At 68.3% G+C, this 14419-nt stretch carries 13 protein-coding genes; 6 read left to right on the forward strand and 7 right to left on the reverse strand.

Annotated elements, in window-relative coordinates:
- Window positions 1–902: ADP-ribosylglycohydrolase family protein (locus V5A20_RS09485; RefSeq protein ID WP_332316532.1), on the reverse strand; the 902-nt coding region annotated here is incomplete at its 3' end.
- A 154-nt stretch (window positions 903–1056) separates the two neighbouring features.
- On the opposite strand from V5A20_RS09485, the gene V5A20_RS09490 reads away from it, so the two are divergent.
- The 5 genes from V5A20_RS09490 (at window position 1057) to V5A20_RS09510 (ending at window position 3842) form a co-directional block, all read left to right on the forward strand.
- Window positions 1057–1725 (forward strand): heme exporter protein CcmB, encoded by a 669-nt coding sequence (locus V5A20_RS09490; protein WP_332327209.1) that lies wholly within the window; start codon window positions 1057–1059, stop codon window positions 1723–1725.
- A 104-nt stretch (window positions 1726–1829) separates the two neighbouring features.
- Complete coding sequence (locus tag V5A20_RS09495) at window positions 1830–2591, forward strand: cytochrome c biogenesis protein (protein WP_332327210.1); 762 nt, start codon at window positions 1830–1832, stop codon at window positions 2589–2591.
- A 49-nt stretch (window positions 2592–2640) separates the two neighbouring features.
- A complete protein-coding gene (locus V5A20_RS09500; protein ID WP_332316535.1) occupies window positions 2641–2922 on the forward strand; it encodes a CcmD family protein in 282 nt (93 codons plus the stop codon).
- Between the two features lie 27 nt (window positions 2923–2949).
- Window positions 2950–3381, forward strand: a complete 432-nt coding sequence (locus tag V5A20_RS09505; RefSeq protein WP_332316536.1) for a cytochrome c maturation protein CcmE domain-containing protein — start codon at window positions 2950–2952, stop codon at window positions 3379–3381.
- Between the two features lie 8 nt (window positions 3382–3389).
- Entirely contained in the window at window positions 3390–3842 is a 453-nt protein-coding gene (locus tag V5A20_RS09510; RefSeq protein WP_332316537.1) for a DUF1499 domain-containing protein, read from the forward strand.
- A 16-nt stretch (window positions 3843–3858) separates the two neighbouring features.
- On the opposite strand, the gene mgtE is transcribed toward V5A20_RS09510, so the two are convergent.
- The 6 genes from mgtE to V5A20_RS09540 form a co-directional block, all read right to left on the reverse strand.
- The gene (gene mgtE / locus V5A20_RS09515) at window positions 3859–5274 is read right to left on the reverse strand and encodes a magnesium transporter (RefSeq protein ID WP_332316538.1); all 1416 of its coding nucleotides are present in this window, start codon (window positions 5272–5274) and stop codon (window positions 3859–3861) included.
- 70 nt (window positions 5275–5344) lie between these two features.
- Entirely contained in the window at window positions 5345–6148 is an 804-nt protein-coding gene (rsmA, locus tag V5A20_RS09520) for a 16S rRNA (adenine(1518)-N(6)/adenine(1519)-N(6))-dimethyltransferase RsmA (protein WP_332327211.1), read from the reverse strand.
- A gap of 76 nt (window positions 6149–6224) precedes the next feature.
- Complete coding sequence (locus V5A20_RS09525) at window positions 6225–7331, reverse strand: vWA domain-containing protein (RefSeq protein WP_332316540.1); 1107 nt, start codon at window positions 7329–7331, stop codon at window positions 6225–6227.
- Between the two features lie 172 nt (window positions 7332–7503).
- Window positions 7504–8739, reverse strand: coding sequence for a tetratricopeptide repeat protein (locus V5A20_RS09530; protein ID WP_332327212.1), 1236 nt, complete (start codon window positions 8737–8739; stop codon window positions 7504–7506).
- 39 nt (window positions 8740–8778) lie between these two features.
- Entirely contained in the window at window positions 8779–10032 is a 1254-nt protein-coding gene (locus V5A20_RS09535; protein WP_332327213.1) for a D-alanine--D-alanine ligase family protein, read from the reverse strand.
- A 119-nt stretch (window positions 10033–10151) separates the two neighbouring features.
- A complete protein-coding gene (locus V5A20_RS09540; protein ID WP_332317018.1) occupies window positions 10152–11444 on the reverse strand; it encodes a dihydroorotase in 1293 nt (430 codons plus the stop codon).
- A gap of 240 nt (window positions 11445–11684) precedes the next feature.
- Between V5A20_RS09540 and gyrA the strand changes: the two genes are divergently transcribed.
- The coding region (gene gyrA / locus V5A20_RS09545) for a DNA gyrase subunit A (RefSeq protein WP_332327214.1) at window positions 11685–14419 on the forward strand (2735 nt) is incomplete at its 3' end.

The raw sequence follows: 14419 nt of genomic DNA on the forward strand, positions 1-14419 counted from the left end.
TCGGGAAAGGCGTCCCAGCCGTGGAGGGCGCCGAGCATGGCCCCCATCATGGCCCCGGTGGTGTCGGCGTCCCCGCCCACATTGATGCCGGACAGGAGCGTGTTTTCGAGGAGGTGGGCGCGGCGCGCCACCATCGCGCACGCGAACGGCCAGGCCTCGTCGGCCCGCACGCTAACCCCGTCGCACGCGTCCCCGAGGTTGAGCGGGAAGGCGTCGAGCTGGTCCGCGAGGGTCTCCAGACGCCCTGACACGCGGTCGTCCCCGTCGAGCCGCTTCTCCGCCCACGCCGTCGCGTCGACCAGCCGCTCCCAGAACGTCGCGCGGTCGAACGTGTCGGGCGTCCAGTCCAGCAGCGTACGGACGGCCACCACCTGCCCCCACCCGGCCGCCAGGGCTGCGGGGTGGCCGTGTGTGACGGACAGCACCGGGCGCACCGCCTCGAAGGCCGCGGTCCGGTCCAGATCTTGGGCTGCCCACCAGACCCCGAGCGGAGCCGCCCGCATGGCCGCGCCGTCCGTGGGGCGGTCGGGCACGCCGGACTCGTCGGGAGCGCTCCCCTTCGCCAGACGATCGATGGCCGTCGTGGTCGTCGTGCCCCAGCGTCGCGCCTCGGCCCGGAGGGCAACGTACTCGTCCGCGACGGCGGCCGGCCACGCCTCCGGCGCCCCGGGATGGGCGGCGAGGGCCCGCACGAGGGCGAACGTCATCTGCGTGTCGTCCGTCCACTGCCCCGCGTCCAGGTCACCCCGCTGATCGTCGTCCCGGTACTCTTTGATGCCTTTATAATACGTGCGCACGTTCGCGTGACTGAGGCCTTCGACAGGCATCCCCAGTGCGTCACCGACGGCGGTGCCGAGAAGGGTGCCGACAATGGAATCGGGAGCGGGAGACGCGGTGTTCATCGGGCGGGGGCACGATCTGGAAATGGGGACGAAACAGGGTTGCGAGGATAGCGAACAGACAGTCGACTTTCCATCCCCGCGTCGCTATTTTCCGATGCGTTCCCCGAAGCACGGAGACGCGGTCGCATTCCGCTTCTTGTCTTCTTCTCCCCTGATGAATTGGCTCGCCGGCGCCTGGGCCGTCTTTCGGAAGGACCTTCGTACCGAGCTGCGCAGCCGGTACGCGGCAAACACGCTCTTGCTGTTCGCCTTGGCGGCCCTTCTCCTCGTGGCGTTTGCCGTGGGGCCCCAACCCCTGAGCGCTCGGGTGCGGGCCGCGCTCCTGTGGATCGTGCTCCTGTTCGCGGCCTCCATCGGGCTCGGGCGGTCGTTCGTGGCGGAGCATGAGGGCGGCACCGCGCTCCTGCTTCGCCTCCACACGCGGGCGAGCATGGTCTTCGCCGGCAAGCTGCTTTTCAACTTCGGCCTCGTGGTGCTCTTGACCCTCGTCGCCACCGGCGTCTTCCTGCTGCTGCTCGGCGTCTCCGTCGGCACGCCCGGCCTCTTCGTGGGCACGCTCGCCCTTGGGGCCCTCGGCCTGACCGGCGCCACGACGCTGCTCTCGGCCCTCGTGGCCCGCGCCTCTCGCGGCGGGCCGCTCCTGCCGGTGCTCCTGCTGCCGGTGCTGGTGCCGGTGCTGGTGTCGGGGGTCGGGGCCACGCGCAAGGCGCTGCTCGGCCAGGGGTGGGTCGCGGCCCAGGACGAGCTTTTGACGCTCGTGGGCTTTGCCGGGGCCACCATCTCCGCGGCCGTGGTGTTGTTTGACTACGTATGGGTGGACTGACCCACCGCCTTGAACGTTGAGCGAATTCAAGGGCGCCCCGGAAAGCCGCCACTCGGGGCGGCGTATCAGTACCGACACTGTTTCACAAGTTCATCTGCTGCGTCATGCCTTCCCACGTGCAGACACCAGGGCTGGTCAGTCGTCGGCTGTACCGCGGGGTGCGCGGAGCCGTCGTGGTGGTGCTCACCGGGATTCTCGTCGCCGGCCTGTTGGGCGACATCCCGCAGCTGGACATCCTCGAGCAGTCGGCACGCAACCTCTATTTCCACGTGCCGATGTGGTTTGCGCTCATGGCGGCCACGATCGTCTCGGCGTACCACTCGGCCCAGTACCTCCGCCACGGCGACCGCCTTCGGGACCTCCGGGCCCGGGAGGCGGCCCGGCTCGGCCTCATCTTTGGCGGGCTCGGCATCGTGACGGGCATGGTGTGGGCCCGCTTCACGTGGTACGAGGGCACCGGGGTGTGGTGGAACTTTGACCCGAAGCAATCGATGGCGGCGGTCCTCTTGCTCATTTACGGCGGGTACTTCGTCCTGCGCGACGCCATCGACGCCCCCCGGACGCGGGGCCGCATCGCGGCGGTCTACAACCTGTTCGCGGTCGTGACGATGCCCTTCCTGCTCTACATCCTGCCCCGCCAGATGCCGAGCCTCCACCCCGGCGGGGAGGGCAGCCCGGCCTTCAGCCAAACGGACCTCGCCCCCGCCATGCGCTGGGTCTTTTACCCGTCCGTGCTGGCCTTCCTGGGGCTTTGCTGGCTGCTGTACACGCAGCGGGTCCGCCTGGCCTGGCTCCGAGAGGTACTGCGGCGCAAGGCCCTCGGCCAGCCCCCCGACGGACGGGGCCTCGACCGCCCCGCCTCGTAGCCCGCCCCTGTGCCTGCTCGTCGACCGCCCGCGCCCGTTCCCCTGCTCCATGACCATTCACCCCCTGCGGCCGTCCGACCCGCCCGCCCTCCGGCCGGGGCAAGAGCGCCCGGACACCACCACGGCCTACGACAGCACGTGGGCGGAGCAGCCCGACGCCTCCGCCCCCGAGGGGCTCGACCGCCTCATGGGCCAGGACGGCAAGATTTACGTCGTGCTGGCCGTGGTGCTCTTGATCTGGATCGGGGTGGTCGCGCTCCTCTACCGGACCGACCGTCAGATCGACGAGCTGGAACGGCGCGTCGACCGGTCCATTTCAGAAGACGAGTGACCTCAGGCTTTCATCTTCCGTGCCTCTATGAAGTGGAAAACCATCTTCGGCCTGGCCGCCATGATCGGCTTCGGGACCCTTCTGTTCGTCAATTTTGGCAGCCAGGTGGGCGGGTACATGAACTTTGACCAGGCCGCCCGCACCGGGGCCACGGCCCACGTGGTGGGGACCTGGGCGGAGGAGCGGCCCACGAGCTACGACCGCACGCAAAACGTCTTCACCTTTTACATGCGGGACGAGGACGGCACGGTGCGGAAGGTGCGATACAACAACCCGAAGCCGGCCAACTTCGAGGAGGCCGAGCAGGTCGTCGTGGAGGGACGGAACCAGGACGGCACGTTTGTGGCCGAGAACATTCTCGTGAAATGCCCCTCGAAGTACAACGACGCGCAGGGCTTGCAGCAGCAGGCGAGCCGCTCCGCTCAGGAGGCCCCCTCCACCGCCTCTGCGCCGCAGTAGTCGCTATTGTGTCCCCTGTTCCTCACGTTGGCGTCGTCCTCCTCACACTGACGCTTCCGCTCGTGGCCCCGGCGCAGTCGCTGCCCGACAACCCCCTCCCTGCCTGCCCCGACACGCCCAACTGCGAGCGTGTGGCGCAGGGCTACGACGTCCCCCCGGATACGCTGTACCGGGCTGCGGAGCGGGCCCTTGAGTCGCTGGGCCCCGTCACGCTCCGGCGCCCCGACACGCACCCCGATGCGTCGTCTCCGCGTCGATTGGAGGCGGTGTACCGGGTGGCGCTGGTGTTTAAAGACGACGTGGACGTGGCCGTCCAGTCTCGTGAGGGCGGCGGCAGCGCCCTGTACGTCCGCAGCGCCAGCCGGGTGGGGCACAGCGACCTGGGCGTCAACCGGCGCCGCGTCGACCGCTTTCTGACGGCGGTCGACACGGCCCTCCGCGAGGAGGCCGCCTCCCAGTAGCCCCTCCGCGACGCCCCTACAGGTAGAGCGCCGTGGCGATCAGGAAGTAGATGGCCAGGCCCAAAATGTCGTTGAGGGTCGTCACGAACGGCCCCATCGCACTGGCCGGGTCGATTCCCAGCCACGTCAGCAGAAACGGGATGAGCGCTCCGTTGGTGGTGGCCACCAGACTCACAGACAGCATCGTGAGGCTGAGGGTCGCCACGAGCATCGTCACGTTCCCCATCCCGAGCACGGCCACCGTCCCGCAGAGCAGGCCCGCCACCACGAGTCCGTTGAGCAGGGCCACGAGCATCTCCTTCCCGATGCGTTTGAAGGCATCGGAGAGCCAGAGCTCCCCCGACCCAAGCCCCTGCACGGCGATGGCCGCGCTCTGGACGGCGGCGTTGCCGCCCATGGCCGTCACGATGGGAATGAACGTGGCGAGGATCACGGCCTGCTGGAGCGTGGCCTCAAAGACGCCGATGACGGTGCCGGAGAGCCCCGAGCCCACGAGCCCCACGATCAGCCACGGGAGGCGCCCCCGGCTCACCTGCACCGCCGAGTCGACGGTCTCCTCCTGCCCGGTGAGGCCGCTCATGAGCTGCATGTCCTCCTCCGCCTCGTCGCGAATCACGTCCACCACGTCGTCGATCGTGATGCGGCCCATCATGCGTCCCGCCTCGTTGACCACCGGGACGGACACCAGGTCGTACCGCTGCACCACGCGGCCCACCTCCTCCTGGTCTACCCGGGGCGCGACGGAGATAAAGTCGGGGTCCATCACGTCGCGCACCTTCACCGCCCCCGCCGAGAGCAGCAGTTGCTTGAGGGAGAGGGTGCCCACGAGCGTCCCCGCCTCGTCGACGACATAGGCGGTGTACACCTCATCGATGTCGGTGGCGCTGCGGCGCACCGCCTCGGTGGCCTCCTGCAGGGTCTGGTCCGGCGCAATGGCCACGTACTCGCGCGCCATGATGCCGCCGGCCGTCTCCTCCCCGTACTCCAAGAGCTCGGTGAGGTCCTCCGCGTCCTCCAGGTCGGGCAGCACCTGAAGGGCCCTCTCGTCCGGCAGATCCGCGAGGACATCCGCCGCGTCGTCGGTGTCGAGCGCGTCGATCAGGCCCACGAGGGTGTTCGGCGGCAGGTCCTCCAGCAGGGCCGCCCGCACCGCGTCCTCCATCTCCGCAAGCACGTCTGCGCCCATCGCCGGGGGGAGCCACCGGAAGAGGCGACCGGCCTCCGCGTCCGGCAGGCGCCGGAGCAGCAGGGCCACGTCGGCCGGATAGAGGTCGGCGACCAGGTTGAGGACCATGCCCCGCTGCCGCTCCGCCAACAGGGCCGCGATGTCGTCCACGACCGACTCGTCCACCTCCAGCAGGCCGCTGTAGGGCGGGCCGTCGGAGGCGGCCGGCGACCGGGACGACGAGGAAGGGGCGTCGGGGGAGGGCATGGAACGACAGTGGCTGGACGAGTGGCAAGCCGATCCCCATCACAGAAACGGACGTCCCCGTGGGGACGCACTACACTCCGGGGGCCGGATCGGCGTGGGCGTTCAGGTGACGCGCAAGCGTGGCGAACTCCTGGGGCGTGAGCGCCTCGGCCCGTTTGCGGCCCCAGTCGTTCGGGAAGCCGACGTCCTGCTCCTTCGTCCACGCGCTCAGGCTATTGCGGAGCATCTTGCGGCGCTGGTTGAAGGCCGCCCGCACGTAGCGACGCACGTCGTCGAACGGAAGATCGTCGGGCGCCGCGTCGGGGCCGAACGTGAGGCGCACCACCGCGCTCGTGACGTCGGGCTGCGGCGAGAAGACCTGTGGGGGCACCGTGAAGCACTTTTCGGGGTCGGCGAAGAGCTGCAGCAGGACGCTGAGAATGCCGTACGCCTTGGTGCGCGGCTCCGCGACGATGCGCTCGGCCACCTCGCGCTGCATCGTGAGGACGGCCTCGGCGAGGTGCTGCCGCTGCCTCAGGAGCGCGAAGAGAATTGGGCTCGTGAGGTAGTACGGCGTGTTGCTGATGACGTGGAGCGGCCCGCCCTTCGCGTCGGCGAGGGCCGCCCAGTCCGTCTCCCGCACGTCTTCCGTCCGCACGTCCACGCCGGGCACCCGCTCGCGGAGGGCCGCCACGGCCCGCTCGTCGATCTCGATGGCGGTCAAGGTCTCATGTCGCTGCGCCAGCCGCTCGGTAAGCACGCCGGTGCCGGCCCCCACCTCCACCACGTGCGCGCCCAGCGGGGCCGTCAGCGTCCCCACGATCTTCTCGGCCATGTTGGGATCCTGCAGGAAGTTCTGGCCGAGGCTCTGCTTCGGTTGAAACGGAATGCGCACGGGACGGGCGGGTCGAGGACGAAGGGGCGTACGGGACCACACGCCTCTCGGCCCTCAACGTTCAGCGGGCTCTTCTCTAGCCCAGGTGCTTCCGCCGGTTTCGGACATAGTCTTCGAAGAGGAACGAGCCGAGGTCGTCGAGCTCGGAGTAGTAGGCACGCCCCTGATTGGCCTCCGTCAGCTCGCGGACGAAGTCGCGCAGGCCCGGGTCGCGGGCAATCATGAACGTCGTGATCGTGATGTCCTCGCGGCGGCAGACCGTGGCCTCGTCGAGCACCTTGTTCACCACCTTGCGGTCCAGGCCGTACGCGTTGCGGTACATCTCCCCGTCCTCGATGTGGCAGGACGGCTTGCCGTCGGTGATCATGAAGATCTGCTTGTTGCGGTTGTTGCGGCGGTGCAGGATGTCGCGCGCCCGCCGCAGCCCGGCCCGCGTGTTGGTGTAGTACGGCCCCACGTCGAGGTACGGCAGGTCCTCCACGTCGACCTCCCAGGCGTCGTTGCCGAAGGCCACAATGTCGAGCGAGTCCTTCGGGTACTGCGTCATGATGAGTTCCGAGAGGGCCAGTGCCACCCGCCGGGCCGGCGTGATCCGGTCCTCCCCGTAGAGCACCATCGAGTGGGAGAGGTCGATCATGAGCACCGTCGCCATCGAGGCGTGGTGGTCCGTCTTGTGGACCTGAAAGTCGTCCTCGGAGAGGTGCCAATCGTCCCCCACGCCCGAGCGCTTGAACGAGTTGGAGAGGGTGCCGGTAACGTCCAGGTTCGAGAGGTCGTCCCCAAACTGCCAGTCTTTGGTTTCGGGCAGTCGCTCGTCGCCCTGTCCGGTGTACGGGGTGCGGTGCCCCCCCATGCCGCCCTTCTTCAGGTCGTTGAAGATTTCCTCCAGGGCCGACTGCCGGAGCGAGCGCTCGGTGCGGGCCGTAATCTCGACCGTCTCGCCCTCCTCGCCGTCCTCCAGGTAGCCGCGCTTCTTCAGCTCCTCAATGAAGTCGTCGAGGTCCTTGTCCGAGCCCTCGGTCAGTCCGTACTTGTCGTCGAGCTGCTCCATCCAGTCGAGGGCCTCCTCCGCGTCTCCGGCCGTGTGTTCGAGCAGCTTCTGGAAGAGGTCCAGAAGCTCTTCGAAGAGCGGCTTTTGACTGCCGTGACGGACGGGATCCCAATCGGTATACCGAAAACGCATGGCGGAGTGGCTGGTCTGAGAAGACTACTACATGGGAGGTACGCCGGGATCCTGCTGTTTGTTTGTTCTTCACGGACGCGCCCCACGCATCCTTACACGGATAGGACATTCGGCGAATGCTGGCAGCCACTGTGCCGTGCTCTTCGCCCCCCTTCCCTCTTCCCCCCTTCCCTTACCCCGAGTAGGCCTCCTCGAGGTACCGCTGCGCGCGCTCGTGGGCCCCGGACGCGTCCTCCATGTTGAGCACCTTCCGGTAGCGGTTCACGGCCAGGTCGCGGCGGCCGAGGGCGTCGTACGCCATGCCCTGATACAGGTAGCCAAGCATTCGGTACTTGGTGTTTTCGATGTCCCGGCTGCTCAGCTGCTCCAGCTCGGCCAGGTGCGTCAGGGCCTCGCGGTACTCGTCCTGGTAGAGCCGGTCGCGGGCCAGGTAGAGCTGTGCAATCTCCTCCATGTGGGCGGTGTAGCCGGCCTGCCCGGCCTCTGCGCGCTCCACCACCGCCGCAAAGATGCGCCGCGCCTGCCGCCAGCGCCCCCAGCGCGCGTACACCCGCCCCTCGAAAGTGTGGAAGAAGGGATTGTCCGGGTGCCGCTCGCGAAGGCGCTCCGTCCACGTCCGCGTCGTCCGGAAATCATCCTCGTACAGGTAGTGCACCTTTGCGAGGAAGTAGATCGCCTCGGTCTGCACGTAGTGTCCGTTTGCGGCCGTCTCCCGGAGCCGTTCGAGGCCCCGCTCCTTGTCCCCGTCGGGCAGCATCCACATGATGGCCTTCGACAGGGAATACTCCTCCGGCAGGATGTCCGCGTAGTAGTCGTACATCCCTGAGCCAAAGACGTAGTCGCCCCGCTCCGGGGCCACCTCTTCCACCCTCTGGACGTTGCTGATGGCCTTCTGTGCGTTTCGGATCGTCTTCCACCAGCGACGCCGGTTGGAGTGGAGCCGAGACAAAAAGCCGTGGGCCGCCGCCTTAAAAAGGGCCGCGTCGAAGTGGTCCGGGTCCGCTGCCAGCAGCGCGTCGCACCGCTCGATCACGGTGTTCATTTGCTCGATGAACGCCTCGTCGTGGGACGTGTCCGTGAGGTCGAGCATGATGGTCCACCACAGGTTGAGTCCCTGCAGGAAGGGCCCGATGGGATGGTCGGGATAGCGCGCATCGATCGTGTCGAAGCGGGCCTTCGCCTCCTCGAACTGCATGCCGTAGAGCCGGTCGAGCCCCTCGGTGCCCATCGTCCGCACGAACCCGTCGGTGAGCACGGAGGAGGTCTGCGGCACGGCCGTGGTCTCGGCGGCCGCCGCGGCCGGGCGCGTTTGGCCGTGGGCGCAGACCGCACTCGCTGCGAGCAGGGCCCCGAACAATGTCACGATCCCCCGGATCGGCAGCATACTGCGGAATGAGGTGCGAACCATGATGGCACAGGCCGAATGAGGAGGCTCCCGGTCGGGCCGTTAGGGCGCCCCGTTCGCCTTGATGCCCTGCAGGCTCTTCTCGGCGAGCAGGTTGACGTCGTAGGTCTGGACCCGTCCGTTCTGATCGCGGTGGCGGCGGCGGGCGATGGCCACCAGCCGGTCCACCAGCTCGTCGAACGGGACGCCGGACGGCTCCCACAGGTAGAACGAAAACGAGCCGGGGATGGTGTTTATTTCGTTGAAATAGAGCTGCCCGGTGGCCGCGTCGATCATGAAATCGATGCGGACCACCCCGGCGCACTCGAATTGGTGGAAGATGCGGACCGCCAGGTCTTGGATCTCCTCGGTCCGCTCCTCGGAGAGGTCCGCCGGCACGACGCGGTCCTGCGCGGCCATGCCCTCTGGGCTCGACGCGGCCCCCTTGGTGCCCCCCGACTTCGTTGCCTCCTCGTCCTCCCGCATGTACTTGTCCTGGAAGGTGAGCACCTCGTCGTCGTCCGACGCCACCGGCTCCTCCAGCACGCTGGGCGTGGCCTCGTGGGCGTCCCCCAGCACCGAGCAGTTGATTTCCCGGAGCGCCTCGACGGCCGTCTCCACGATCACCTTGTCGTCGTACCGAAACGCGTCCTCGATGGCCGCGTCGAGGTCGGCGCGGGTGTTCGCCTGTGCGATGCCGATCGACGACCCGCAGCGGGCGGGCTTCACGACGAGGGGGTAGTCGAGGGTGGCCTCGCACTCGTCCAGAGCCGCTTCTTCCCGGTAGGCCCATTCGTCTTCCCGGAACGCCACGAAGTCGACGACGGGGATGTCGGCCTGCCGGCACACGTGCTTCGACATCACTTTGTCCATGCCGAGGGCAGAGCCGAACACGCCGGCGCTGGTGTAGGGCACGTTGAACGTCTCGCAGAGGCCCTGCACGCCCCCGTTCTCGCCGGGCCCGCCATGCAGCCCCAGCAGCATCACGTCCACCCGCCGCCGCAGCCGGGGGCGCTGGAGGCGCTTCAGCACGCCCGGCGCGCGGTCTTCGAGCAGTTCGAGATGCCCGTGGGGCGTGGGCGCGAGGGAGACCGGCATTGCCGCCTCGCGCAGGGCCTCCAGGTCGCGGTACGTCTCCACCTCCAGCAGGGCATCGCCGGTGTACCAGGTGCCGTCCTTGGCGACATAGATGGGCACGGGCGTGTACCGGTCGCGGTCAAGCGCGGCGGCGGCCTGCAGCGCGGAAATCACCGACACCTCGTGCTCGGGCGCCACCCCGCCGAGGACGACGCCGACCTGTAGAGACTCGGTGGACACGGTAGGATCGGGGGCGGGAGAGAAGCAGAACGACGCAGACGCAAGAGGCCGATACGGAGAGGGGCGCCCGGACGATCCCCCACGTACCGCGTGCGTTCCCGTCGGGCGAAGGCGTACCCTCAGGCCGCCCCACACTCCACGAACTGCCCGTTGCTGTACACCGCCCAGGGCCGCCCCACCATCTCGTGCCCGACGAACGGGGTGTTCTCGCTCTTCGACCGGAGGTCGTCTTTCGTGAAGGTCCACTCGGTCGACGCGTCGAAGACGGTGAGGCGCGCCGGGGCCCCCTCTGCAAGCGCCGGCCCATCGAGGCGCAGGATGCGACGCGGGGCCACGGTCAGCGCCTGCACCGCCTCCCCGACGGAGAGCACGCCCGGCTCGATCAGCTCGCGTCCGATGAGGCCCCACGCCGTTTCGAGGCCGAGGATGCCGAAGGGGGCCTGGGCAAACTCGACCTGCTTCTCGTAGGACGCGTGGGGGGCGTGGTCGGTACAGATCGCGTCGATGGTGCCGTCGGCCAGCCCCTCTTTAAGAGCCGCCACGTCCGCCGCCGAGCGGAGGGGCGGGTGCATCTTCGTGTTCGTATCGAACCCCGTGCGCTCCACCGCCGCGTCCGTGAGCGTCAGGTGGTGGGTGCATACCTCCGCCGTGACGGGCAGGCCGCGCGCCTTGGCGCGCCGCACGAGCTCCACCCCGCGGGCCGTGGAGATGTGGGCCACGTGGAGGGCCCCGCCGGTGAGGGCCGCCAGCTCAATGTCGCGGGCAATCATGACGTCTTCGGACGCCGCCGGAATGCCGTCGAGCCCGAGCCGGGCCGACACCTCGCCCTCGTGCATCTGCCCGCCGGGGTTGAGCGTCTTCTCCTCCATGTGATTGATGATGGGGCGGTCGAGCATGCCGCTGTACTCCAGGGCCCGTCGCATCAGCCCCGCCGTCGGCACGGGCGCCCCGTCGTCACTAAACGCCACGGCCCCGCCGGCCTCCAGGTCGGCCATCTCGGCAATCTCGTCGCCGGCCCGCTCCTTTGAGACGCACGCGATGGGATGTACGCCCACCGGCGTGTCGTCGGCCCGCTCCCGCACAAACTCGACCACGTCGCGCGTGTGCAGGGGCGGATCGGTGTTGGGCATGCAGGCCACGTCGGTGAACCCGCCCGCGAGGGCCGCGCGGCTTCCGGTGGCGATCGTTTCCTTGTGCTCGTACCCCGGCTCGCGGAGGTGGACGTGCATGTCCATCCACCCCGGCGAGATGAACGCGCCCGACGCGTCGTACACCGGAACGTCGCCCTCCACGTCCAGGTCGTCCCCAATGGCCGCAATCGTGCCGTCCCGAATGAGCAGATCGGCGTCCTGGGTCGTCTGGGGCCGGGGCCGGAGCAGGGTGCCGCCGCGGAGGAGAAGGTGAGGCGTCATGCGGGAAACGTCCGTCGTGAAGAGATCTAATCCGCCCAAAAGGTACGATTCCGACGCCCGTCCGTCAACGGCCCTCGTTCCCTTGTCAAAAGCCGGTGGAGGCGTTTTTTGAGGGGCGTTTCGGTGGCACTTCCGGCCCCAATTTTGTACATTTTACGGATTGAAGCTTCAACGTTTGGGCCATCAGCCCAGGCTCCCGATTCTCCTCACCGCCCTCTGCATCAGCCGTCCGTTCCCACCATGGAAGCCGACGACCGCCGCGTGATTCCGATCAACATCGAGGAGGAGATGAAGTCCGCCTACATCGACTACTCGATGTCGGTGATCGTGAGCCGCGCGCTTCCGGACGTGCGGGACGGCCTGAAGCCGGTGCACCGCCGCGTCCTCTACGGCATGCACGAGCTCGGCCTCACGCAGGGGGCCAACTACAAGAAGAGCGCCCGCATCGTGGGGGAGGTGCTGGGAAAGTATCACCCGCACGGCGACTCGTCGGTTTACGACACGCTCGTGCGCATGGCGCAGCACTTCTCCATGCGGTACCCGCTGGCCGACGGGCAGGGCAACTTCGGCTCCGTCGACGGCGACTCGGCGGCGGCCATGCGGTACACGGAGGCCCGCATGACGCGGATCGCCGAGCAGATGCTGACCGACATCGGCAAGGAGACCGTCGACACGCAGGAAAACTTCGACGGGACGATGGAGGAGCCGACGGTCCTCCCCGCCGCGTTCCCCAACATGCTCGTGAACGGGGCCGACGGCATCGCCGTGGGCATGGCCACGAAAATTCCGCCCCACAACCTGGGCGAGACGATCGACGCCACGGTGGCCTACATCGACGATCCGGACATCGAGATCGACGACCTGATGGAGCACCTTCCGGCGCCGGACTTTCCCACCGGCGGCATCATCTACGGCTACGCGGGCGTCTACGAGGCCTATCACACCGGGCGAGGCCGCGTCGTCATGCGCGCCAAGATGCACGAAGAGGAGGTGCGCAGCGGGCGCGACGCGCTCGTGGTCACCGAGCTGCCGTACCAGGTCAACAAGAGCCGCGAGGTGGAACGGATCGCGGACCGCGTGCGGCAGGAGCGCATCGAGGGGATCGCCGACCTGCGCGACGAGAGCGACCGGGACGGCCTCCGCATCGTGATTGAGCTGAAGCAGGGGGCCAACGCCGAGATCGTCAAGAATCAGGTCTACAAGCACTCCCGCCTCCAGGACACGTTCGGCGTCAACATGGTGGCGCTGGTGAACGGGCGGCCGAAGGTGGTGGACCTGAAGGACGCCATCCGCCACTACGTGGACCACCGCCACGAGATTGTGGTGCGCCGCACGGAGTACGACCTGCGGCAGGCCCAGGACCGCGCCCACATCCTGGAGGGCCTCACCCTGGCGCTCGACCACCTCGACGCCGTCATCGCCATCATCCGCCACTCGCCCGACACCGGCACGGCCCGCCAGAACCTGCGGGAGGGCCGCTACCCAGACACGCTCACCGACGCCGACCTGGACGAGATCAACGTGCCGCGCACGCCCCCCGTGGAGGCCGACGAAGGGCAGGACACCGTGCAAAAGCTGCTGGGGGACGAGTACGCGGAGCTGGTCGACCAGCCCGAGGCGGGCCACTGGCTGACCGAAGCGCAGGCGAACGCCATCCTCCGCCTCCGCCTCAGCCGCCTCACTGGGCTGGAGCGCGAGAAGATCATCGGCGAGTACGAGGACATCATCGAGAAAATCCGGGAGCTCCAGCACATCCTAAACAGCCGCGACCGCCGGATGGAGCTCATCAAGGAGGAGCTGCTGAAGGTAAAGGACCGGTTCGACGACGAGCGCCGCACCGAGATCGACTACACCGGCGGCGACGACATCATCATCGAGGACCTGATCGAGCGCGAGCACGTCGTCGTCACGATCACAAACCAGGGCCTGACGAAGCGCACGCCCATCGACACGTACCGCACGCAGGGCCGGGGGGGCGTCGGCATGCGGGGCACCGGCAAGCGGGAGGACGACTTCATCGAGCACCTCTACGTGTGCCACTCGCACGACGTGCTCCTCCTGTTCACCGACAAGGGCCAGTGCTTCTGGCTCCGCCCCTTCGAAATTCCGGAGGGCGGCCGCACGGCGAAGGGCCGCTCGATCCGGCAGCTCATCGACATCGACCCCGACGACCGCGTGCGGGCCGTCATCAGCGTGGGCAAGGAGGACTTCGAGGACGAGGACTTCCTGAACAGTCACTACGTCCTCGCGGCCACGCGGCAGGGGCAGGTCAAAAAGACCGCCCTCGAGGCGTACAGCCGCCCGCGCTCCAACGGCATCATCGGCATCAAGATCGACGAGGGCGACCAGCTCATCGAGGCCTCCCTCACCGGCGGCGACAACACCGTGGTCGTGGCCTCCTCCGGCGGCCGGGCCGTCCACTTCGACGAGGAGGACGCCCGCCCCATGGGCCGCAACACGCGGGGCGTCCGCGGCATGGAGCTGCCTGGCGACCAGGAGCTGGTGGGCATGATTTCGGTGCCCCCGGCGATGCACGACGACCTCGACGTGTTGGCCCTCGCGGAGCACGGCTACGGCAAGCGCACGGCGCTGTCCGACTACCGTGTGCAGGGCCGCGGCGGCAAGGGCCTCATCACCCTCGACCGCACCGACCGCACCGGCGACCTCGTGTCCATCAAGGGCGTGCTCGGGGCCGAGGACCTGATGGTCATCACCGAGGGCGGCATCATGATCCGCACCCGCGTCGAGGAGATCAGCACGATGGGCCGCAACACGCAGGGCGTGCAGGTCATCGACCTGAAGGCCGGCGACGCGATTGCGGACGTCACCCGGGTGGCCGACACGGACGAGCCGGCGGCTGACGACGAGTCCCCCGGCGATGAGTCTCCCACCGATGACCCCCCCACCGACGCCGGGGCCGCCACGAACGGCGCGATGGACGACGATGCCGCCAGCGACGCGGTGGACGACGCCTC

The sequence above is a fragment of the Salinibacter sp. genome, from assembly GCF_036626415.1.
Taxonomy (GTDB): Bacteria; Bacteroidota; Rhodothermia; order Rhodothermales; family Salinibacteraceae; genus Salinibacter.

Coding starts and splice junctions, on each gene's coding strand:
- V5A20_RS09490 (WP_332327209.1), top strand. CDS start 1,057: ATGAATTGGCTCGCCGGCGCCTGGGCCGTCTTTCGGAAGGACCTTCGT.
- V5A20_RS09495 (WP_332327210.1), top strand. CDS start 1,830: ATGCCTTCCCACGTGCAGACACCAGGGCTGGTCAGTCGTCGGCTGTAC.
- V5A20_RS09500 (WP_332316535.1), top strand. CDS start 2,641: ATGACCATTCACCCCCTGCGGCCGTCCGACCCGCCCGCCCTCCGGCCG.
- V5A20_RS09505 (WP_332316536.1), top strand. CDS start 2,950: ATGAAGTGGAAAACCATCTTCGGCCTGGCCGCCATGATCGGCTTCGGG.
- mgtE (WP_332316538.1), bottom strand. CDS start 5,274: ATGCCCTCCCCCGACGCCCCTTCCTCGTCGTCCCGGTCGCCGGCCGCC.
- V5A20_RS09525 (WP_332316540.1), bottom strand. CDS start 7,331: ATGCGTTTTCGGTATACCGATTGGGATCCCGTCCGTCACGGCAGTCAA.
- V5A20_RS09530 (WP_332327212.1), bottom strand. CDS start 8,739: ATGGTTCGCACCTCATTCCGCAGTATGCTGCCGATCCGGGGGATCGTG.
- V5A20_RS09540 (WP_332317018.1), bottom strand. CDS start 11,444: ATGACGCCTCACCTTCTCCTCCGCGGCGGCACCCTGCTCCGGCCCCGG.